Genomic DNA, 22,015 nt, shown 5'->3' with positions numbered 1-22,015 from the left:
AGCCGGTGGCCGTTCATCTATGCGGGCATCAGCCAGAAGCCGGAGCAAACCCCCGGATCAGGTCGAACCCCTACACCACTTCCCTGGACGCAACCCAGGTTGGCCTCGCCCTGCTCTTGGCCGAAGACGCTGTGACCGGCAGACCTCCACGGCGAACCACCGCCCCTCAAGCAGCCACCCCTGCCCCTAGGCGCTCAGGATGGCGCGCCTTGCCCTTACTCGCCACACACTCCCGATGAAGCTCCGACCGGGCTCCGAGAGGACAATCGAGCGGTGGCAGGTCGAGGGCAGCCGGTGGAATCCTCGAAGCGGGGCAATGTCGTCTCCCGGGCATGCCGTGGGCTTCGGGACGGTCTGAGTGATGCTGACGGTGCCGCTTCAGTCGCTGTCCTGGATTGCCGAGAAAGCCCAGGTCAGAGCTTCCCCAATGACCGAACAGCGACTGAAGCGACTGAACTTCTGAATCACGTCGAGAATGAGGGGGCTCAGGCTTTGGGAAGCGTTATACCCATCTCTCTCATCGCGTCGGAGGCAGGGCCTCCTTCGGAGCGTTCGGTTTTGTAGCCCTTGACGCGGGGCGCGACGGTGCGGGGGTCGACGGCTTCGGACGGCGCGCCGGTGGCGTAGAGGCCTTCGGGCTGCTGGTCGCGGTCGTGGGGGGCGAGCCAGAAGACGCGGCGCAGGTGGGTGCCGGAGGCCCGGGAGGGTCTCGCGGTGGGGCCGAGGGTGGCGTAGCCGACGAGGCGCCCGTCGCGGTGGTACGCGGGCTTGCGGTTGCGGCCGGTCACGCGGTCGAGGGACTGGCGCACATAGTCCAGGTTGGTGGTGTCCTCAAGCCACACGAGGTCGGATTCGTGGGTGAGGTCCTCGGGGTCGATCAGGGCGCTCACGCACTCTCCTCGGTGATGTCGGCGAGCAGGCCGATGCCTGGGTAGTACTTCTTGGAGTTGGAGGTGGCCATCTCCTTCGGGGAGCGTAGGCCGATGACTTCACGGACGCGGCCGGCGAAGGCTCGCGACGAGACGGGGGTGGCACCTTCGGACTCGCACCAGCGCGTGTAGGCGGTGTAGAGGTGCTTCTGTTCGGCGCGCAGACCGACGTCGAGCTTGCAGCACTCGCTCAGGAACCGTCCCATGTGGTCCTCGGTCTCCGCGTAGGCGGTGGTGGCGACGCGCACGCGCTCTGGTCCGGTGAGGTCCTTGTCTCCCCCAAGGTAGCGGCCGGCGCCGGCGACCAGCCAGGCCAGGATGCCGGGCCCCTCCTCGGTGACGAGGATGTCGGCGAGGTTGTCGACCTTGCGGGCGTCGGGTACGACGCGTTCGAAGGGGACCAGGCGCATGCGGCGCCAGAAGGCGAACCCGCCGGTGCCGACCTCGGGTCGGTGGTTGCCGAGCAGGAACAGCTTGTGGGTGGGCACGAAGCTGAAGAAGTCCTGGCGCATGCGGCGGGCCTTGATGATGTCGCCACCGGTCAGGAGCTTGACGCGGGCCTCGTCGAAACGGTCGCCCGCCTTGAGTTCGGAGCAGACGATGACGCGGCGGCCGTGGAGTTCGGCCAGGTCGGTGGGGTGACCTTCGAAGGGCTTGGCCATCAGGAAGCCGGGCGGGGCCGCATCGGCGTAATCGCCGAGCAGCTTGACCAGGACGTCCAGCAGGACGCTCTTGCCGTTCTTGCCCAGTCCGTAGAGGAAGGCCAGGATCTGGGCACCGACGTCGCCGGTGATGGAGTAGCCCAGCAGCAGGTGCAGGAAGTCGATCATCTCCCGGCCTTCGGCGTCCGCGCCGAAGGTGTCGGTCAAGAACCGGTCCCAGCGGGGCGTGGCCATCTGCTGGGGGCACACCGAGCTGGAACGGGAGTGGAAGTCCTTGCGCGGGTCGGGGCTGTGGATGCGGCCGGTGCGCAGGTCGACGATGCCGCCGGGGGTGCACAGCACGTAGGGGTCGGCGTCGAGGCGTGCGGCGTCGAGCAGCATCCCGTTGGCCGACTTGGCCTGCATGAGCATGGACTTGATGCCCGAGGTGGACATGGCTCGGCGTCGTTCGCGGCGCAGCTCGGCATCGGTGTGCAGACCACTGGGGTCGGTGGTGGCTAGGGACTCGGCCATGTCGCCCGCGGCCCATACGACGGTGTCGTGGTCGTCCGGTTCCCAGCGGTAGCCGGTCCACTTGTACCAGCCCAGGCCGTTCACGTGCCGGTAGTCGCTCGCGTAGAGGTGGGCGAAGCTCTTGGCCATGCCTCGGTCGGTGAGCGAGTCAGGCAGCAGTCCGGTGTCGGTGGCGCGGTACGGAGGCGCCGGCTCCTGACGGCCCCCTGGGGGACTCTGGGCAGGGAGAGCCGGAGTGCTCTGTGTGGGCAGGGGTGGCTGGTTGTATTGGAGGATCTGGCGTGCCACAGCCGCAGGGTCGAAGCCTTGGGCGGTCACGGACGGCCTCCCGGGTAGAGCGGGCGTCGGGCGCCGGCGGCCAGACCACTGCGGATGATCGAGGCAGCCCGTGTGTGCTGGCCGGGTCGAGCATGCTCCGCAACTGCCAGGAGCATGTCCTGCGCTGCCTGATCTGAGAGGTGGCCGGCGGCCATGAGGCCTCCTGCGGTGAAGGCGGCCCGGTTGAGCTTGTCGGAGAAGCCCGCGCCTTCTGTGCGCAGGGCACAGTCGGCGACCTCGGCGAGGACGGACTCAAGGACTTTGGCGGCGGCTTCGCGGCCGCCGCCCGCCGCGACGATGGCTTGGCGGGCGCGGGGCGGCGCTGCGGGGCGTGGCACGGCCGGCTGGTCGGTGGGGCGGTGTCCGGTACGGGTGAGCTCCTCAGCCAGCCAGCTGGGCAGCTGTGCGGGCGTGGTGCAGGAGCCGACCGGGGTGTAGGCGCCGTCAGCGGTCGTGGTGCCGGGCGCGACGATGTATCCGCCGTGGGCACGGATGTCGACCTGCCAGGCCAACGCCCGGCCGGGGGTCGAGCCAGCGGAGCACAACCAGGTGTCGTTGGCGGCGGCTTGGTACCAGATGTGTAGTCCCCCGGACGGAGTCCGCACGCGTAGCGTGCTCGCGTCATCGGCGGGGTTCTGGGCCTCGCGCAGCGCGGCGAGCACAGCGAGGGTGTGGAAACCGCTGTCGAGCCCGGTCAGGTCGACGTCGTCATGAACGGCGATACCCGGCAGGAGCCGATCCCGCGAGGGCAGTGCAGTCGGGTGCGCGTCAACGTCAATGACGATGAGTCGGGCCGGGCCGCAGGCGACACCGACACCGAAGGCAGGCTCTTGTCGCCACCACTCCCCCAGTCGTTCCTGGTTGGTGGTGGCCGCATGGAATCCGTGGCACCAGCGTCCGCCAGTGATGCATGAGCAGCCGTGGTGGCTGTGCCCTGGTGCCGAACACGTCCGGCAGTTGCGGGCGGGCGTCTTACGCCCAGGAGCGAGAGGAAGGACGGGCCAGCCCGCCGTCGCGCACCACCGTGCGACGGTCAACGTGTCGGGGAGAGAACGCGTTGCTGGAATGGCTGCCTTCTGCGGTGCGTAGGGACGGTGGATGCTTCAGTCGCTGGATGAAACCGCAGTTCAGAGGGGATGCGCGATGCCATCAGCGACTGAAGCGACTCAAGGTCTCAAGTTGTTCGATCACAGGTTAGCGGAGGAGGCGCAAGGTACTGCTGTTCCCTCGCACGTGTGGCGTCCTTCGGCGTGTTGATTTTTCGTCTCGTGAGAAGAGCGGCCTTCAGCGACTGTAGCGACTCGCCGTCCCGAAGAACGGCAGTAGCCGCGAGATGGGCGGCATGTGCAACATTCAGTCGCTTCAGTCGCTACGGAACCCCCGCCAAGCTTCTGACCTGCGGTTTTAGCCCTATATCGCTTCAGTCGCTGGCCACTCCTGTTCAGTACTCACCTGCCATATCAGGGCAAACTGCTAAGGAGGTGGGACGATCGGTGACTGAGCAAAAGATGCTGGAAGTACTCAGTCGCTGAGGGGCAAATCCTGCATAGCCGCAGGTCAGCGCCTTGAAGCAAGTCCTGGAGCGACTGAAGCGACTCGAGTTCGGAACTATGAAGACATTCCCGGGCGCGCGCGCGTGTCATAGATGCGGACCTTCAGTCGCTTCAGTCGCTCCGGGAGGCCTAATGCCGTGTCTACCTGCAGTTTTATCCAGCGACTGGGGCAGCGACCCAAACAACATCAGTCGCTGCCCCCCACGTTGAGTCGCTGGAGACAACGAGCCAGCAGGCGGCCTTAGCAGGTTGCTGTTCTCTTGAGGGCCTGAAAGACAACGGGCTAGTACGGGCTAGTACTAGCCCGTGCCCGCCCTCCTACCGAGATGTTGCGCGCAGGCCGTTAGCACGACAGCAGTCCGCTCCCCGAAGCCCAAGTACCCCAATCGGCATCCGGTCGGTCTGGCTTGGAAGCTGATGGAGTAATCGTCAAGACTTGTGGATCGTGTGTTCTAGGATCTTGGGATGAGCGACGAGCTTCTTCACCTCACGGTCCTGGGCTGCGCGACGCCCTACCCGAGCGTGGACAATCCGTGCTCCGGCTATCTGGTGTCGAGCGGGGACACTCGAATCTGGGTGGACGCGGGCAGCGGGACGCTCGGCCCGCTCCAGCGTCATGTGCGGCTGGATGAGCTCGATGCGATCTGGATCTCGCATCTGCATGCCGATCACAGCGCGGACCTGCTCACCGCGTACTACGGCGCCTTGTACGCGGACATTCACCTCGCAGCGCCGATCCCTCTCTACGGTCCGCCTGGAATCGCCGACCGGCTGGCCAATTTTCTCACCAACACTCCGGCCCGCAGCCCGATCGAATCCGCCTTCGCGGTAACCGAGTTGCACGACGGGCACCAGGCGGCCATTGGCTCGCTCCGACTGACCAGCCGGGCGGTGTCGCACGGCATTCCCGCCTTCGCCGTGCGCATCGAGGCGGCGGGCAAGTCGCTGGTGTACTCCGGAGACACGGCACCGTGCCCGAGCCTCACGGAGCTGGCCGAGGGATGCGACGTACTGTTGTGCGAAGCCGAGAGCGCACAGGCGCCGGTCGAGGGCGGCCAGGTGCACCACACGCCCGAGGACACCGGCGACACAGCCAGCACGGCCGGGGCGGGCCGACTGATCGTCACGCACGTCGGCCGCTTCCTCACGCCGCAGCAAGCGGTGGCACGTGCCTCGGCGCGGTTCGACGGTCCCGTCGACTACGCCGCCCCCGATGCCACCTTCTCAATCGGCTAGGCCGCGGCTGCCTCGGGGCGTTCGACAAGGCAGCCACGTTCGAAACGGGCTCCGGCGCGGACGAGGGCGACGAGGTGGGGCGCGTTCACGGCCCGCCACCGCTGCTGGGCGGACTCGACGAGTTTGAAGACCATGGCCAGGGCGGCGGTGCGAGAGCCGGCCCCGCGGGTGACCTTGGTCCGCAGCCGGACGGTGGAGAAGGTCGACTCAATGGGGTTCGTGGTCCGCAGATGGATCCAGTGCTCGGCCGGAAAGTCGTAGAAAGCCAGCAGTTCCTCGTGATCGTCGGTGATCTTCTTGACCGCCTTGGGGAACTTCGCGCCGTGCAACTGGGCGAACGTCCTGACCGCCGCCTCGGCGTGGTCACGGTCTTCGGCGTTGTAGATGTCCTGGATGGCCTTCTTCGCGCCCGGCTGCGGCGACTTCGGCATGGAGTCAAGAACATTGGCCGTTTTGTGAACCCAGCATCTTTGCTCGCGAGTGTCGGGAAACACCTCCGCCAGGGCCTTCCAGAAGCCCAGGGCGCCGTCGCCGACCGCGAGGACCGGGGCTCGCATGCCGCGGCGGGCGCAGTCGCGCATCAGGTCCGCCCACGACTCGGCGGACTCGCGGTAGCCGTCCTTGAGCGCGACCAGCTCCTTGGAGCCGTCGGCGCGGACCCCGATGAGCACCAGGACGCACGCCTTGGCCTCTTCCAGGCGAACGTTGAGGTGGATGCCGTCGGCCCACACGTACACGTAGTCGACCTCGGACAGTTCGCGGTCCATGAAGGCAGTGTGGTCGGCCTGCCACTGCGTCGTCAGGCGGGTGACCGTCGCCGCCGAGAGACCGGCGGAGGAGCCGAGGAAGTGCTCCAGGGCGGGCACGAAGTCGCCGGAGGACAGGCCGTGCAGGTAGAGCAGTGGCAGCACCTCGCTGATCTTCGGGGACTTGCGGCACCACGGCGGCAGGATCGCGGAGGAGAACCGCTTGCGCTCGCCCGTCTGCTCATCAATGCGCTTGTCGTTCACCCGCGGGGCCTTCACCTCGACTACGCCGGCCGCGGTGGTTACCTCCCGGGGCTGGTGATAGCCGTTGCGAACCACCAGGCGGCGCCCCTTGCCGTCGCGCTCATCGGCCAACTCGGCTATGTAGGCGTTGACTTCGGCCTCCAGCGCGGCGGCCAGCATCCGCCGTGCACCCTCCCGGACAACCTCATCCAGCAGTGAACTGCCGCTTGGCGTGGTGCCGTCCTCGTTGACTACCGTAAGCACGGGCGTGCCTTCCCGACCGACGCGGCAACGTCGGCCTTGCTCGATGACCTATCGACCGATCCATCGGGAAGGTACGCCTCCTTCCCTCAGGAGTGATCCACAGGTACTGAGCATTGCTCAAGCTGATGCGACGCCAGCCTCCAAGCTGGATGAACGATCCTGCGATTCCGGCACGACACAAGAACATGCGACGCTGAAAAAATCCAGAGAGACCTTCAGGCGGCCTCCCCTGCTCAGCTAGTGCCCCCGAACTCAGGCCCCGGATTCGTTTGCTTTGGCAACTCCCTTTTGGACGCACGGCGTCAGGATAGCCTCGCCTCACGTCGACCACCATGCAGAAGCGGCCAGAACATGGTGCTTCCGGGGCCTACCTATCGATGTGAAAACCCGCACGCAGGGACGAACGCCGCAGATATCCGACCACGGGAGTGAGCGGACGAAGCCTAACTGCTGCACCGCGGACACATCGGTGCGGTGCCGATAGCGACTACAGCGAATTTTCGATAGCGATCTGTGGTTCTAGAAGACCAGCTATCGGGGCGCAAGTCTGGTGAATACCTCGATCAGTAGTTATCAGGATCGGACCTCCTGCACGACAAGCCGTTTTCGCGCTGACGACACCCTCGCTGGCAGTAGTCGCGCCCTTTTCCGTCTTGGCCACAGACTATGGTTGGGCCTCCTGGAGGCCCTGTTGGCGAGTTGGTGCCCTTCCATGGTTGTCCCGGAGGTCCGAGGAGACCGTGCTGTGCGCCTCAGCCTGAGCCAGATAACCCACGGCTCCTTGGAAGTCCTCGCGGCCGGCTACATCCTTGGGTTCTGCCTCAACTTTGCCGACGAGGAGTTCAGACAGTGATACTCGTCGAGGTACCTCACGCCTAGGTGCACTTTCCACCTATGCCGAAAGCTCTGGAGGCACTGTCCCTTGGGCTTATCACCTTCGCAGCAGCGAGGGTTGAGTGTGCCGTTCACCATCTGCCTCTCGGCGTCACCGTCTCAGCTTCGACTGACCAGCACTGCCGAAGCTCGGCTTCTGAACTGGCACCAGGCCTGAGCCCGGCCCTGGACCCGACGTTGCCCGTGCTGGCTCGAACAGCGTTTGTAGAGCCGCGGGACAGCAGAAGCGACATGCCGAAAGGGGCGAGGTGCCGTAGTGGGCTTCGCTCTTAGGATCGATCCTGACGAAGAAGCGGAGCAGCCCTCCGATTCTTGAGGTCCGTCTTGGCGGCTGGCGGGAGCGTCGGTAGCTGATCGACGGGATGTCGCACTCGGCCCGGACATGCCCCTCGATACTGCCGCCGCGATATCCCTCGGCATAGGGACCCGCGCATGATTGGCCGGACAGGTCCTGCGGGCCAACAACACCATCGCCGGGCCGCCACATCCCCAACACAACGCCTCTCCCCCACCGCACCCTTCACGACCTGCGCGTCGGCCGCGGGCTTCGCGGCAGTGGCCGCAAGACACCGAGTGGGCCGGCAAGGGCGTGGTTAGTCAGCGGAAGACTGCCAAGGCCATCCACCTTCTGTGACGGTTACGGGCTTCTGCGCGTTTCGGCGCAGACCTTGTGAGAGGGCTTGCGGTCGTCATCACGGAGATTGGTTGGGCCTCCGCAGTGCTGGCAGGGGCGCTGCTCGTCGGACCAGTGGTCGTCAGAGCTCCAATCCAGGACGCCCGCAATACCGCACTGAGCCGGTACAACCGTGGCAGCAGTGGGAGGGAGGCTAGAGCACGTAGGCGCCGCAGAGCGGCCTCTCTGAGGATGACGGCTCTCCTCGGGCCGGACAGCTGCCACATCACCCAGAAGGTCATGATGCCGGTCCCGGTCAGTGCGTGTGACCCAAAACCGATGGATAAGGCGCCCGTGGCGGTGCTCTATGGGCACGACCAGCCCGGCGGCGGTCTTGCGGACCAGGTCATCAAAGAGGATGTCGCGGGGCTTGGGCGTGATGTGAGTCCTACCGCAGCGACTTTGGGTGTCTGGACAGCGGTAGAGGGCATGGACGTCGCAGCGCCAAAAGTCCAAGACGCGGAACCCTGAAACGACACGCAGATCGCCGATCTTGGCGATGACATGGGCAGGCAGATTGTTGCTGCGAGTCCATTGCGTGTCGTTGCGGCGCGCGTAGTCCGGACGATCGGTGTGCCAGGCCGGGGTGATGCCGTGCTTGCGAGCCTTGGTAGCGCGAGCGCGCACACTGCGCGGGCCGTTGTGGCCGACGGATGACAGTTGGATCTCCCAGCCGATGCATCGCCCGTCGTTGCTCTGAACCAGGGTGTCGGTCTGAATCCAGCCGCGGCTACCTATGGAGGTACGGACTTCGCTGTCGGCCTGGAACCCTTCCTGCTGCGCCACTCGGACGATGCGCTCCTGATACGCCTTGTGTTCGTCGGTCATGGGAGCGGCGTGGCGCTCTTCGTCCTCTCGGCGCTCGTGGACGGCTTCGCGTCGTCCGTTGCGCTCCCTGAGGTACATCCAGGCGACTACGCCGGCGTCCTTGCAGACGCCACCACAGCGCAGACCTCGCTCGGAGAGCGGGACGTGCCGGGTGGCATAGAGACGGTCGGCCGCGTACAGCGTCTCCCACAATGTCGGGATGTTCGGATATCCCAGGTCGTCTAGTGCCAAGTCGATGACGATGTCTAACGCCACGTGCCAGACCTTGTTCGCCAACGCATGCCGCCTTCCCCGTCGAAAGCTTCAGCCGCATTCACGGTAGAGGTCACCACTGACAATCCGATAGAGAGCACGTGAGCCGGGCATATGGGTGAGGCCCATGGGGTGAAGGCGCGCTTATGGAGAAGCCGCAACTGGACAGGGACCAGGCGGCGAATGGAAGCGGGTGATGCCGAAGTCTCCAGCACCTGCCCTGCGATGACATGCCCAACCACGTCACCCCGCCCGGTGAGTCCCCGCTCAACGGAACCTCTCGTCCGCTATGGCGACGCAATCGCAGCGCAGCATCCGAAGCAGGCCGCGCCAGGTCCGTGCCGGCATCGGCTATGAAGGCCGCTCCTGAGGAGCACAGCACGGAGTGGGGAGCGCGGTCGTGCCACGGACCAGACATCACGCACTCGAGAGCGAGTCCGCGGGACAAGGCCAAGATGTCTCGACGGAAAGGAGTTCCACCAGTCGATCCCCTACGCCACTTGATGTGCGCGAGTCCGTGGCAGAAGGTGCCTCCGACGGTACTCGCCAGCTGTTCAGAGCCCGGTGATAACGGCGTTATCACTCACAGGTTCACCAACCAGCAAGGATCGGGGAACTTGGCACGCCCGAGCTCGCACATCGGAGCTGCGCACACTGAGGCTCCGCGCTTCACAATCAGGCCGCTCTCCCCCGCGACACCACGCGGCAGGGGCAAGCGGTGGCCGGGATAGACGACGAAGCCGCCCGAAGGTCCGGCGGCTGATGTGTGCCTACGACCACGGCCCGGCGTTTACTGATGCACCTCGGCATGAGCGCTGGCACCGGTCTCACGGAGTTCGGCCACCGCGGCGGTCGCGACCGCTTCTGGCACGTTCTCAAGGATGACCGCAGGGACCTGGTCGACGACGCACTTGCAGGCCCACAAACTCAGCCCAGTCCGTCTGCGCAGAAGCTTCACGACCTCGATCGTTCGAGGTCCTGGATCTGTCAGCACTACGGCGTGCGGCAAGTCGTCACAGATGAGCAAGAACAATGCGCTCACTGACTCCGATCCCCCACCAATCTGCAAGTGAACGGCAGCATAGGACGATGCACAACGGTTCCAACAGCGACGGGGACTGCGCAGCCGCAGACCTCACGCCACGAGCCCACCCCTCGCCAGCCCACCCACCCACGAGCCTGCACCGGACTCCTCAAGTTGCGATGGTACGGCGCGATCACTGTGATTCCCTGAGAGCCGCGACGGTGGTGATAACGCCGTTATCACCACCGGAAACTAAGCGGTCAACGCTCGAACTTCTTCGGGGGTTGACCCCAGAACAGGATTGTGGCGAGACTAGTCCGGGAGTCTCGGTTGCAGAGCGAGGCTGATGCCAGGGTAGGGCCGCCGTGTCAGCGCCGCCGCTACTGCGCCGGCCTAGTCGCTGATCGCCCAGTAAGAGGTGTCGTTGACGGTAACCAACAGTCCGTGGCGAGCGTCGTGTTCAGCCTGGTACGGCTCCTGTGGTCCACCTACCGGTTCCGGTGGGCGTGGATGCAGAACGGCCGTTCGCACCGTGGCTACTGCTGCTCCCACTGCTCCTTGGTGATCTCGTACCGTACGACTCCATGCTCGGAGCTCTCGATCATCTCCATGTCGGGGGGAGTCGGGATGGTGTCCGCGAGCGTCATTTCGAGCTTCTCCATGATGTTGCGCGAACCGTGGTTCACGGACATCGTTGCAGCCCAGACCATGCGTACACCGAGCTCTGTGAACGCCTTGTCCAGCAAGGCTCGCGAGCCTTCGGTGGCATAACCTTTGCCCCAAGCCGCCTGTCGCAGCCGGTAGCCGAGTTCGGCTTCGTCCAGCGGGCCCTCCGGCTCGGGACGCAGGTGGAACCAGCCGATGAACGCGCCGCCGTCCTTCTCGAGCGCGGCGAATAGTCCGAGGTCGCCGCCCCACTTCTCGTAACCGGCGAGGATTTTCGGCAGGTTGCGCTCGCGGACGACCTCCGGCGCGGTCGGATTGCCGCCGGTCAGGTAGCGCATCACGGCCGGGTCGCTGTCCAGCTCGATCAGCAGGTCCGCGTCATCGGCAGTGAAGCGGCGCAAGGCCAGGCGCTCGGTCTCCAGGTAGGTGTCCACGAGTCGATCATGCCTGCAGTAAGTCGGTCAGCCCAACGATTTTCCTCAGCAACTCAGGGGCGTTGCCATGACGTCGCAGGATATAGAGATGGGTGCGGCCTGGTGCCGGCCCGTTCCGCGTTGCCCCGAAGGATCGGTCGTTTTCCTCCCATGCCCCTCGCCTCCGCCGTGCCCGTCGTGCTGACCGCCTCCGAGCGCCACCGGCTGAAGAAGATGGCATACGGCCACAAGACCCCGGATCAGGCCCGGCAGCGGGCAACCATCGTGCTATTGGCGGCCCGAGGGCGTCCCAATGCCCGAATAGCCGTGCAGACGCGGCTGCACGTGGACACGGTGCGCACCTGGCGGGGGCGCTTCGCCGCTGGAGGCCTGCCTGCCCTGGCCGATCGTAATCGGTCCGGTCGGCCGGTCTCGTTCACCGCGCTGCAGGTTGCCGAGGTCAAGGCGCTGGCCTGTCAGTTACCCGCCGGGACGGGCGCGCCGCTGTCGCGCTGGTCGTGTCCGGAGCTCGCCCGGGAGGCAGTCACCCGGTCCATCGCCGGGTCGATCTCCGCTTCCACCGTGCGGCGCTGGCTCAAACAGGACGCGCTCAAGCCCTGGCAGTACCAGTCCTGGATCTTCGTGCGTGACCCCGCCTTCCGACCCAGGGCCGCCCGCGTGCTGGACCTGTACGCCCGCACCTTCGACGGCGTCCCGCTGGGCGAGGACGAGTACGTGATCTCCGCAGACGAGAAGGCTTCCATCCAGGCGCGCTGCCGCTGCCATCCGACACTGGCACCCGCGCAGGCCCGGGCGATGCGCGTCAACCACGAATACGACCGCGGCGGCGCGCTGGCCTACCTGGCCGCCTACGACGTCCATCGCGCCCGCGTCTTCGGCCGCTGCGAACCGAAGGCCGGCATCAGGCCCTTCATGAACCTGATCACCCAGGTCATGAATACCGGGCCCTACGCCAGCGCCAGACGCGTCTTCTGGATCGTCGACAACGGCTCCTCCCGCCGAGGAAAGAAGGCCATAGATCGCCTGAACAGGGCGTTTCCGAACGCTGTCATGGTCCACACCCCCGTGCACGCCTCCTGGACGAACCAGATCGAGATCTTCTTCTCCATCGTCCAGCGCAAGGTCGTCTCGCCCAACGACTTCACGGACCTCAGCAAGGTCCGGGACCGGCTCCGAGCCTTCGAAGACCGCTACAACGCCACGGCACAGCCATTCCAGTCGAGGTTTACCACCTCCGACCTGGACGATCTGCTGACCAGGCTCGACCGACACACACTCGATCGGCAGGAAGAATCCTCCGCCCGTCTCAGCGCATGATCAACCCCCGAAGGACTTCGAGCGTCGACTACTAAGCTGCCGCAACGAAAAGGACAACGGCGTAGTCGCTCACTGAGTCGATGACCAGCGCGTTAGCGGGGCGGCTCCGTCATAGGCGCTTCCACGCGCCGCCCATCCGACCTCTGCCGCTGCTCCTCGCTAGGACCGGCCTAGGTTTGAGAGCCGTCCGCAGTGTGCCTTCGACGAAGTTGAGACATCCTGGTTGCTCGCTGCGGTGCCGGCGCTGGCACTTTTCGCGGCCGTTAGCTACCCACTCCCCCAGCAACTAAAGGCGCAAGGCTGGCGAACAACCGAACCCTCCATGCCGCAGCTTCACCCCCAAGCGGTCTGGTCGGGCCAGTCGACACTGGCGCCTGTCCGAAGCGAGTTGCACTGGCAGAGACGCCTCCGCGGAGCACGTTCCGGGACCCCGCCGCCCCCAACACGACTGCCCTGCGACGGTTTGCACCATGAATCCGGAGCCGACTGCCGATCCCCCCGGCGCCCCACGACGACTGGGATGGGTGGCTGGCGTGATGCACTGGCCACGTGCTTGCTATCTGCCCTGGATACGCTGACCTCGATTGTCTCCCTCCGGCCTGACCTCGCTACCGCGATGTGTGAAGAGCTCTGCCAATCGCTCCGAGGTTCCGGCGGAGCTGGAGACACCGCACGCCCGGCCTATTGGTCAGCCCCTGGCGACCACGACATCGACTCCGACACCAACCGCCTTCCTGGACCGGTGAGACCACTCCCCTGTTCGTGTGGGGTGCTGCGTACACGAGAGACACCGTCTCGGCATCGGGGGTGATAACGCCGTAATCACCCCCGTGCCCACAGCCACCAGGCCAGGGGTGATAACGGCGTTATCAGTCGGGTGGCCCGACCACTGGTGTGGTTCGGCATTGCTGGCTCTCCTGGCGTGGTGGCCGGTGCTGCACAGCACAGAGAGGAAGGGCCCAGCTGAAAAGCTGGGCCCTTCCGATGCTGCTACACCCGTCCAGATCGACGGAAGGCTACTGGGCGACCTTGTACCTCTCCCCCAGTAGCTTCAGAAGCCGCGGGATCTCCGTCTGCGGCATCAGTCGCGTGACGGCTGCAGCCACCGACGAAGCATCTCGCCAGTGGATCGTCTCGATCTCTTGCGGCTCGTCCTCAACGACGGCCTCAGTGTCTGCGTTGCGCGCTGCGGGCACAGGGGCCACTCCCGCGGCATCACGGGAGCCCTGGGCGACAGCGCCGTCATCATCACCGTCCGCATTGTCGGCCTCGGCGGCGGGAGTGATAACGCCGTTATCGCCCTTGGAGGGAGCGGTTGTCGGCGAGGGAGTGATAACGGCGTTATCACTTGCTGGCTCGGCAGCCGGTGCGGTGCGCCGTTGCTTCGTCTTCTCGGCCGCCGTATCGCGACGCTCGTCGGCCTTCTTTCGCTGCTCCTCAGGAGCGAGACCAGCGAGGCCGCGTACGTGCTCAACCTTCCGCTCACCGGCTTCCAAATCTGCCTGAAGAGCAGGGTCCAGCTTCAGCAGCGACAAGCGCTGGGAGATGAAGGCCTGTGTGACGCCGAGCCGCTGAGCGGCCTTGCGCTGGGATCCGTAGTGCTCGACGAGCTTCTCCAGGGCGGCTGCCTCTTCCAGATCGGAGAGGTTCTCCCGCTGGAGATTGGCGACGAAGGCGGCTTCCAGGAGGCTCTCGTCTGTGGCGACGAAGTCGTCATTGACTGTGTACTTGATGGCCTCGAAGCCCGCCTCGCGGGCAGCGGCGTATCGGCGATGTCCGTCGACGACGACGTACTCGGCACCGGACTCGAGGTCCTTCGCTCGGTCGGGTCGGGTGCGGAGGTAGGCCTCGACGGTCGCGACGGTGATGGCCTGTACGAGGCCGATCTCCTTGAGTGTCACGACCAGGTCGGAGACGTCGCCGACCTTCTCACGGGGGTTGTCCGGATTCTCGCTGATGAGCTTCAGAGGCAGCTCAGGGCGAGGCGTTGCCTCGGTTCCTGCGGTGGGCGCCTCAGTGGCGGCGGCGATGGCCTGGCGGCGCGCGCTGACCTGAGAGGCGTGGGAGAACGATGTGGAGACCGCGAGCCGGTCACGTGCGCGGCTCATGCGATCTCCCTTGCCAGGGCGCGGATGTTCGCGGCCTGTTCGCTGGTGGGGGAGTAGGACAGGAGGGGCTGCTTCATGCGGACTGCTTCGCGTTGCTCTCGTCGGTCGGGGATGACGCCGACGACGCGCGGATCCTTTATGGCCTTCCACTGTTCAAGGGAGGAGGTGGCGATGTATCCGCGGCGTCCGTCGTAGAGGTTGACGATGATGCCGAGGTAGTCGAGTTCGAGCTTCATGTCGGCACGGAGGTCTTCGATCTGGGTGACCAGGAGGTCGTAGGCGTCGGCGGAGCTGTCTTCGGCCTGGACGACGATGCAGACCCCCGACTTGCCCATGGGCTCGCCTTCGCGGCGCCGGCCGTAGTAGACGGCGGCGTCCATGCTCATGCCGAGGCTGGGTGGGCAATCTACGACGATGACGTCGTAGTCAGACTCGACGGGTTCGAGGGCGCGTTCCAGGGCGGCTTCACGCATGCGGACGCGGGAGAGCCTGACGTCCAGGAGAAAGGCGTCGGCACAGGCCGGCAGGAGCTGTAGGCGTCCACCGAATCGTTCGTCGTCAACGGTGACGATCAGGTCGCCCAGGTTGGCCTTGCCTTCGCCGGACATGTGGTTGGCCAGGCTGTCACCGTCGATGGGCAGGGGAGCGTGGCCGAGTTGCTTGGTGAGGTGGCCCTGGGGGTCGAAGTCGACCAGGAGGACACGCAGGCCCATGCCGGTGAGCTCTTCCAGCTCGGCGTCGACGCCGGTCTCGGTCATCTGCCGAGCGATCCGCACCGGGTAGAGCTGGTTGGGGTCTTCGGCGAAGGCCTCGCCGACACCGGCGGCGATGGCCGTCTTGCCGACACCGCCCTTCTGGTTGCAGATGATCTTTCGCTGCACGACCGCCGGACGAGCGATGGTGGGGGAGGGGTTGGTGTCCAACCACAGCTGCACGGCCTGAGCCAGGCCCTGGGTGATGGACACTCCGCGGGCCTTCACATCGGTGCGGAACTGCTCCCACTGACCGTCAGGAAGCCAGGTCGAGAAGGACTCGGCTCCGCTGGTGTCCACGGTTGGAGGGTTGGCCCCTAGGCCCCGCCAAGTGGCGATGCCCTCGGCGACAGCGTCCTGGATGTCGATGCCGAGCTGCGCCGTGCGGACCTTGAGGTCTTGCCGGAGCGCGGCAGTCAGTTTCGATACGACCTTTTCGCGGCCGCCTTGAGGTGACGTCATGGAGAGAACCTTACTAACGTCGGAGATCGAAATCTGTATCGAGACGTTAGTGTCTGCCAAAGTGATCCGGACGGACTATCACAACAGCAGCCAAGGCAGCCTAAACACATACCTCGTGTCTCCCGCAGCAGACGCGCCACTCCTTCGCCAACAACCATGCGAGATCCACAGAAGTACAGGCTGCCGGCATGCCAGGTGATAACGCCGTTATCACCCCGAGCTCCGACCAACGCCGCAACGTCGCCCGCGGTCAGCGCAGCTGGCGTCCCACACACGCCACGACACGGCGCGCATGGCCACAGCAAGAACCACAGCGCCACAGACCCACAGCTGCAGCCCGTACTCACCTCACCGAACCTTGGCCTGGCTGGTGGGGGAGTGCTACACGGACAACAAGGCCGGGCATCTTTGGGGATCACCGATGCCGTCGGCCTTGCCAGTCCGTCGACTTCCGCTTCGGAATCTGCTCGGGTGATAACGCCGTTATCACCTAGCGCCCCGGGAGCACTGGCCAACGACGAAGACGACTTTCGAAGCGACGCCGCCGTGTAGGAGCCCGGGATTGGAAGGTCGGCAGATACGGCGTCCGGAGGTCGGCTACGTAGTGGGGACATCGAAGGCGGACCGGCCGGGACTCTCCAGCAGGGCGGCCAGGTATGCGGGGCACTCCTCGACCACGAGGTGTCCGGCTCCCGAGACCACACCCAGCTCAGCACCGAGGGTACGGCGCACTGTAGGGCCGAGCCGCCGGGGAGGGAGGAAGACGTCATGCTCCCCGGTGACGACCAGGCGGGATAGCGGCCGCGCGGGCAGGACGGCAGCGCCGGGCGCTCCGCTGGAGCGCGCGTGCCGGGCAACCAGTGTCATCCAGGTCACCAACTCCTCGCGCGGCAGATGGCCAGGCGCGAGCATGGTGCGCAACAGTCGCGCGCTATGTGTCGGTGCGGGCCACAGAAACCAGGCGGCCGAGGCGGCCAACACAGTGGGCGTCAGCCTCAGCCTGGTCAGTCCGCCGGGGGAGACCAGGAACAGCCGCTCGATCCTGGGGGAGTCGCTGGACAGGGCAATGGCGGCACCGAAGGAGTGGCCCATCACCGCTACCGGATCGGACGAGACCGTCTCGATCACCTCCCTCAGCCATGCCCCGTACCAGCACAACCGGCCTCCGGACAGCCCACGTTCGCCAGAACTGAGACCAGGCTGGCCGGGGACGTCCACCAACACGACCCGGTACCCGACGGCGACCAGAGCCGTGGCCATCGGGAGGGAAGCGGCGGCGCTGAAGTTGGTGCCCGGGACGAACACGACCGTCGACGAGCCGCAGCCGGCAAGGACCACGTGGGTCTGGGTGCCATTGGCGGTTACCGTCTTCCGTTCGTGTGGCACCTGCCATGTGGCGAGCTGGTCGAGGCACCAGCGTCGAATGAGCTCCTCGCCTGTCGTACTCCGGTAGATCGAGTCCACTGGTCGAGTATCGCCCCGCGTCCCAGCCCGTGGAGCGACAAGGGCACCACGAGTTGGGGAAGTTGTGATGCAAGCCCGGCCCGGGTCGCCTGTCCTGGACTTCATCCGCAGTCATGAAAGAGCCAGGGACCCTTGCTGATAACGGCGTTATCACTCCGAGCCACGATCAACGTTGCAAGGCCGTCTCAACCCAGAACGTTCCCGCCCCTCGCTGCCTCAATTGGGCTCTTCTGCCCCCGGTACCTTCGTGGGTGATAACGGCGTTATCACCCACGCGCGTTCGGCAGGACACTTGTGAAGAGGTCGCTCTTCAACTCCAGCGAGAAGAGGGTAGGGACCTGCTTGGGCAGGATGGGACACATGACGCAGGGGGGAGCGAGACAAGCTCGCAGAGTTGCTACAGCGTGCAGGGCTGGAAGTCGTGGGGGAGTGGCGGGTCGAGGAGGTACTGCCTCCACGAGCCGCGTGGCGCCCGATCATCTCGCACAACGCCGCACCACTGGTGGCGGTACGAAGCGACGTGCCCAACGCGGCCGCTGAACTGAACGCGTAATGGCACCAGCTCGCGCTCGACCGCAAAGCTCATCAATGCGGATGGTGTGTTTCTCATCAACGTCGCTGGCGACTCGGATGCTTGCCGGGCAAGCCAGGCCGCACACTACGTAGTCCGAGATGCTGCCAGCCGCCCGGATGCCCTCAGTCAGTCCTCCTATGACCTGGTGCACGAGCGCCCGTACGCCCACCGTTCTAGGCACTGCAAGCGGCCGGACAGTTCCCGACAGCACGCGATCAGAGTCGGATTCGGTGGGAACCTACCTAGAGCCTGTCTGACAAATGATCATCTGATGGGTTCGCGCAGCCGGAGGATCAGGGATGCCAGGACGATCCCTGCGTGGTAGCGGTCGGCGAGCTTGTCGAACCTGGTCGCGATCGCCCGGAACTGCTTGAGGCGGGCGAAGCATGGTTCGACCACGTTGCGGTCGCGGTAGAACTCCTTGTCGAAGGCGGGTGGACGGCCGCCGCGGGCGCCTCGGCGTCGGCGGTTGGCCGCCTGGTCGCGGCGTTCGGGGATCGTGGCGGCGATGCCCCGGCGCCGCAGCAGGTAGCGGATCGCCCGGCTGGAATACGCCTTGTCGCCCAGCACCCGAACCGGTGTCGTGCGGGGCCGGCCCGTCGCGGTGCGCGGGACGCGGATCCCGTCGAGGACCTGGGCGAACGCGGTGGCGTCTTTGACGTTGCCCGGAGTGAGCACGATCGACAGTGGCAACCCGCGGCCGTCCACGGCGAGATGGACTTTCGTGGTCAGTCCGCCTCGGGATCGCCCGAGGGCCTGACGCGTCTGCGGGCGGCCCGGATCTTCCAGTTCGTTCCCCGTCTGCGTCCGCTTTTTGCACGCGCCGGCGGCGTGCTGGTGGGCACGGTTGACCGTGGAGTCGACGGCGACGGTCCATTCCACCCGGCCCACCGCGTCGTCGCGGACCTGGACATGCTCCAACAGCTTCGCCCATGTGCCGTCCGCCTCCCAGCGGGCGAACCGCTCGTATACGGTCTGCCACGGCCCGAACCGCTCCGGCAGGTCGCGCCACGGAGCCCCGGTCCGCAACCGCCACAGCACACCGTTGACCACCTGCCGGTGGTCACGCCAGGGACGACCACGCCCATCCACCCGCGGCAACAAGGGCTCTATCCGCTCCCACGCCACGTCCATCAACTCACCCTGACCAGCCACAAGATCAATTATCGGAGGAGTCCTGGCCCGGATCGGGCACAGGGTCCCGCACGAAGAGGCTCAGCCGGTATGTGGTCGGATGCATCAGGCGCCCGCAGAACGTGTCCATCCGCGCCGCGGTCCAGTCGATCCGTGCTTCCGACGCTCGGAGACGGCGAATGTGCTCGCGCCACTCCGACTCATCCTGGGTCTCGAAGAGCACTTCCCAGCGGCCTGCCTCCGGCGCGATGCGGTCAGCAGCCCGCCGCATCTCGCCCTGCTGCTGACGTCTTCTCTTGCGCTGCCCCGGCATCGGCCCAGCATCGCTGGCCATTACTACCACGGCAAGGCCATTTCCTACCGCCCAAGATCAGAACGACGTTGATCATTTGTCAGACAGCTCCGCCGGACCCGGGCCACCTGACAGTGCTGACCCGTCTGCACCGCGGGATGTCGCACAAAACTGAACTCTGACATGATTTGTAGGGGGACCGAAGCAGCGCCCGCGAGCGTTGTCCACGGCCTGATCTACGACAGTTGGGGGACTTCGTGGCTGAAACCGGTACAACGTGGGGCGTCGCCCGTACCCGGCTCGACGGGTCGGCGAGCTCGCCGTTCGAATGGCAGGGTCCCGACCACGCCTGGCCGAACCAGGAGGACGCGGAGTTTCGGGCGAAGTCGGGGTCACTGATGTTCTCGGAGCCCTCGGACTTCCGGGAGCCGCACCCGAAGGTCGCAGGTGCCGTGCTGCTGATTGAGCGCTTCTTCGTCTTCCTCGTGTATCCGATCCGTGGCGGAGACCAGACTCGGTGCGCTCGCGAGGCGATCGACGGCGTATCGGTCGGCTGGCTCGAGAGCCTGCGCCCGACCGACGGCGGGCGGCCCAGCAGCCCGCCCGGCTCCGGCGGCTCGCCGCAACTCGCTCAGATGAACGCCATCCTCCAGGCGCAACAGGCCGGCCGCGAGGGCGAGATCAGCCCTGAGATCGATGCAGCCTTTCAGGCGCTACACGCCCAGATGTTCGAAGGCCGCTTCGGCGACTCGGTCGCCGCTCTGTGGCAGGCCGCCGGGCCGGCGTACCGGGGCGTAGAGTGTGCGTTCTTCCGCAACGTCATTGAATGCAAGTTCACCGGCACCGAACACAGACTGGCCATCGAGCGGTACCTCCGCGGCCTTGTCAATTTCAACCGCCCGGCCATGCAGGGCACCGACCTCCCTCTCATGGCGAGATTCATTGTCGATCAGACCGGCGACGGCCGGCCGCGTCTGGGCCGGACGAACATCGCCGGACTCGACCTCGACAGGTTCCTGGACGACGCGCTGGCCACGGCCATGGCGATCGGCACCTTCGAGGGCCTGACGGTCGACGACTTGGCGATGCGGCTCAGGGGGGCGGCCGCCAGATATCAGATGGGCATGGACTGAACCGTGACCGAGACGGCCAGCTACGAACTTGAAGACGGTTCGGTCGTGCATGTCCAGTACCAGCCCGACCGCCAGGACGGCGCGCGCCAGGTCGGGAGCCGGCGCGCGCCGCAGATGATCGAGGAACGCCTGACCACTGTCGTCGGCGTGGCTCGGGAGATCCTCGACGCGGTGCGCGAGATCGGGGTGGACTCCGCCGAGGTGTCCTTCGGGATCACGTTGACCGGGAGGCTGAGTTGGGCGGTCGCGCAGGCGTCGACCGAATCCAGCTTCAAGGTTTCGCTCACCTGGTCCGGTGCCGCCCGGCCGCCCGACGAGCCGGCGTCAGCCCCTTCCGGTGCATGAGGAAGGTTCCGTCGACTTCGTATGGTCGGCGGCGATCTCGTCTGCCGGCGGCGTCGAGGGCACCGGGGTCCTCATCACCCCCGACGCGGTACTGACCTGCGCGCACGTCGTCCGATGCCTCGACCCGGACCGCCTTGAAGTCGCCTTTCCGTACGCCGCATCCACCCCCGTGCCGCAGTCCGATACGGTCGGCGTGGCGTCGGTTCAGTACGGGGCGGCCAAGGTGCCGGGAGTCCCCGACGACATCATCGACTGCGCGGTGCTCAAGCTCCGCCCGTCGGGGACCCTGCCGACGCCGGCCCCGCTGAGGATGGTGGCGCCCGAACAGCTCGTCGGTGAAGAGTGCTGCGTCTTCGGGTATCCGTCGGGTGAGTCGCAGATGCTGGGCGCGCTGGCCCGGGGACGGGTCAGCAACCGTCTGCCATACGGATGGATCGGCCTGGAGCTGCCGGACGGCAACGTCCTGCGGGAAGGGTTCAGCGGCGGCGGCCTGTGGTCCGTGAAGTACGGGGCAGTCGTCGGCCTGGTGGCTCAGGCTGATTCGACCGAGCGCACGGGAAGGGCGCTCGCCCTCCCGCTTGTCCACTCCGTGCTTCCCGAGGCCCGGATCGCCGATCTGTGTGAAACCCGTGCGGCCACGGATGGCCGACCGCCTGCCGAGTCCGCCCAGGGGCTCATCGAAATGGGCCCGGGATGGAGCTGGGTGCGGGTCGACTTTCCGTGGTCGAGCAATGTCTCCCTGCACCACAAGGCTGCGCTGAGCTGGACACCGTCCCAGGGCCCCGACGACCGGCGGATGGTCGTCCACACCTCGGCGGAGGCTGCCTACGCCGACTTGGTGGCTTGGATCTCGAGGCGGGAGACCACCAATTCGGACCGGCGGGAACTGCTCCAGCGTCTGCGGCACGTGGACCGGAGCCGCCAGCTGATCGCCTGCTGCTCGCATGAGACGGTATCCCCGGAAATGAACCCTAACTTCGCACCGCCTGCGGTGGTGTACTGCGTGTACCGCGTTCGTCAGGGCACGGACGCCAGAGCCGTCGGCTGGCAGTTCTTCACGGATTGGCGGCGGACGATGGTCTACATCTCCCCCAGATCCGGCCGGTGCATGTGGTATCAAACACTGCCCGAGGGATGGAGCCTGCACACCGTGCCGCTTACATGACGCTCCGCCGGGCCAGCCGGGCGCCATGGGGGTA

At 66.1% G+C, this 22,015-nt stretch carries 17 protein-coding genes; 5 read left to right on the top strand and 12 right to left on the bottom strand.

Annotation, left to right across the window (positions count from 1 at the left end):
- Nucleotides 1-485: 485 nt before the first annotated feature.
- The 3 genes from AB0C96_RS39090 to AB0C96_RS39080 are packed head-to-tail and all read right to left on the bottom strand — an operon-like array spanning nucleotide 486 to nucleotide 3,459.
- A complete protein-coding gene (locus tag AB0C96_RS39090) occupies nucleotides 486-890 on the bottom strand; it encodes a DUF6009 family protein (RefSeq protein ID WP_362924549.1) in 405 nt (134 codons plus the stop codon).
- Entirely contained in the window at nucleotides 887-2,422 is a 1,536-nt protein-coding gene (locus AB0C96_RS39085) for a phage/plasmid primase, P4 family (protein ID WP_362924547.1), read from the bottom strand. Before AB0C96_RS39085 ends, AB0C96_RS39090 begins: the two co-directional genes overlap by 4 nt.
- Nucleotides 2,419-3,459 carry a bifunctional DNA primase/polymerase gene (locus AB0C96_RS39080; protein WP_362924545.1) on the bottom strand — a complete coding sequence of 347 codons (1,041 nt, stop codon included), beginning with the start codon at nucleotides 3,457-3,459 and terminating at the stop codon, nucleotides 2,419-2,421. Before AB0C96_RS39080 ends, AB0C96_RS39085 begins: the two co-directional genes overlap by 4 nt.
- Nucleotides 3,460-4,440: 981 nt before the next feature.
- Between AB0C96_RS39080 and AB0C96_RS39075 the strand changes: the two genes are divergently transcribed.
- Complete coding sequence (locus AB0C96_RS39075; protein ID WP_362924543.1) at nucleotides 4,441-5,211, top strand: MBL fold metallo-hydrolase; 771 nt, start codon at nucleotides 4,441-4,443, stop codon at nucleotides 5,209-5,211.
- On the opposite strand, the gene AB0C96_RS39070 is transcribed toward AB0C96_RS39075, so the two are convergent.
- The 4 genes from AB0C96_RS39070 to AB0C96_RS39055 form a co-directional block, all read right to left on the bottom strand.
- The gene (locus tag AB0C96_RS39070; protein WP_362924541.1) at nucleotides 5,208-6,464 is read right to left on the bottom strand and encodes an IS256 family transposase; all 1,257 of its coding nucleotides are present in this window, start codon (nucleotides 6,462-6,464) and stop codon (nucleotides 5,208-5,210) included. The genes AB0C96_RS39075 and AB0C96_RS39070 overlap by 4 nt on opposite strands.
- 1,531 nt (nucleotides 6,465-7,995) lie before the next feature.
- Nucleotides 7,996-9,135 (bottom strand): hypothetical protein, encoded by a 1,140-nt coding sequence (locus AB0C96_RS39065; RefSeq protein ID WP_362924539.1) that lies wholly within the window; start codon nucleotides 9,133-9,135, stop codon nucleotides 7,996-7,998.
- A gap of 766 nt (nucleotides 9,136-9,901) precedes the next feature.
- Nucleotides 9,902-10,105, bottom strand: a complete 204-nt coding sequence (locus tag AB0C96_RS39060; protein WP_362924557.1) for a ribosomal protein L7/L12 — start codon at nucleotides 10,103-10,105, stop codon at nucleotides 9,902-9,904.
- Between the two features lie 566 nt (nucleotides 10,106-10,671).
- Nucleotides 10,672-11,235, bottom strand: a complete 564-nt coding sequence (locus AB0C96_RS39055; RefSeq protein ID WP_362924537.1) for a GNAT family N-acetyltransferase — start codon at nucleotides 11,233-11,235, stop codon at nucleotides 10,672-10,674.
- Nucleotides 11,236-11,403: 168 nt separating this feature from the next.
- Between AB0C96_RS39055 and AB0C96_RS39050 the strand changes: the two genes are divergently transcribed.
- Complete coding sequence (locus tag AB0C96_RS39050) at nucleotides 11,404-12,552, top strand: IS630 family transposase (RefSeq protein ID WP_362924535.1); 1,149 nt, start codon at nucleotides 11,404-11,406, stop codon at nucleotides 12,550-12,552.
- A gap of 1,016 nt (nucleotides 12,553-13,568) precedes the next feature.
- Here AB0C96_RS39050 and AB0C96_RS39045 read toward each other — a convergent pair.
- The 5 genes from AB0C96_RS39045 to AB0C96_RS39025 all read right to left on the bottom strand — a co-directional run bounded on the left by AB0C96_RS39045 (nucleotide 13,569) and on the right by AB0C96_RS39025 (nucleotide 19,380).
- Entirely contained in the window at nucleotides 13,569-14,660 is a 1,092-nt protein-coding gene (locus tag AB0C96_RS39045) for a ParB/RepB/Spo0J family partition protein (protein ID WP_362924533.1), read from the bottom strand.
- The gene (locus AB0C96_RS39040; RefSeq protein ID WP_362924531.1) at nucleotides 14,657-15,874 is read right to left on the bottom strand and encodes a ParA family protein; all 1,218 of its coding nucleotides are present in this window, start codon (nucleotides 15,872-15,874) and stop codon (nucleotides 14,657-14,659) included. The genes AB0C96_RS39045 and AB0C96_RS39040 overlap by 4 nt, the downstream gene beginning before the upstream one ends.
- 597 nt (nucleotides 15,875-16,471) lie before the next feature.
- Nucleotides 16,472-17,338 (bottom strand): alpha/beta hydrolase, encoded by an 867-nt coding sequence (locus AB0C96_RS39035; RefSeq protein ID WP_362924529.1) that lies wholly within the window; start codon nucleotides 17,336-17,338, stop codon nucleotides 16,472-16,474.
- A gap of 816 nt (nucleotides 17,339-18,154) precedes the next feature.
- Nucleotides 18,155-19,046 (bottom strand): IS5 family transposase gene (locus tag AB0C96_RS39030; RefSeq protein ID WP_362924555.1). Its coding sequence is split into 2 segments (ribosomal slippage): nucleotides 18,155-18,187 and nucleotides 18,189-19,046, totalling 891 coding nucleotides; the frame shifts between segments, so codons are not numbered across the junction.
- A 25-nt stretch (nucleotides 19,047-19,071) separates the two neighbouring features.
- A complete protein-coding gene (locus AB0C96_RS39025; protein ID WP_362924527.1) occupies nucleotides 19,072-19,380 on the bottom strand; it encodes a hypothetical protein in 309 nt (102 codons plus the stop codon).
- Between the two features lie 215 nt (nucleotides 19,381-19,595).
- On the opposite strand from AB0C96_RS39025, the gene AB0C96_RS39020 reads away from it, so the two are divergent.
- The 3 genes from AB0C96_RS39020 to AB0C96_RS39010 are packed head-to-tail and all read left to right on the top strand — an operon-like array spanning nucleotide 19,596 to nucleotide 21,981.
- Entirely contained in the window at nucleotides 19,596-20,471 is an 876-nt protein-coding gene (locus tag AB0C96_RS39020; RefSeq protein WP_362924525.1) for a hypothetical protein, read from the top strand.
- A 3-nt stretch (nucleotides 20,472-20,474) separates the two neighbouring features.
- A complete protein-coding gene (locus AB0C96_RS39015; RefSeq protein ID WP_362924523.1) occupies nucleotides 20,475-20,816 on the top strand; it encodes a CU044_2847 family protein in 342 nt (113 codons plus the stop codon).
- Nucleotides 20,767-21,981, top strand: a complete 1,215-nt coding sequence (locus AB0C96_RS39010) for a serine protease (RefSeq protein ID WP_362924521.1) — start codon at nucleotides 20,767-20,769, stop codon at nucleotides 21,979-21,981. The genes AB0C96_RS39015 and AB0C96_RS39010 overlap by 50 nt, the downstream gene beginning before the upstream one ends.
- The last annotated feature ends 34 nt before the right edge of the window (nucleotides 21,982-22,015 follow it).

This window comes from Streptomyces sp. NPDC048506, assembly GCF_040651315.1.
GTDB lineage: Bacteria > Actinomycetota > Actinomycetes > Streptomycetales > Streptomycetaceae > Streptomyces.
This window is presented reverse-complemented; position numbering and strand designations above follow the sequence as displayed.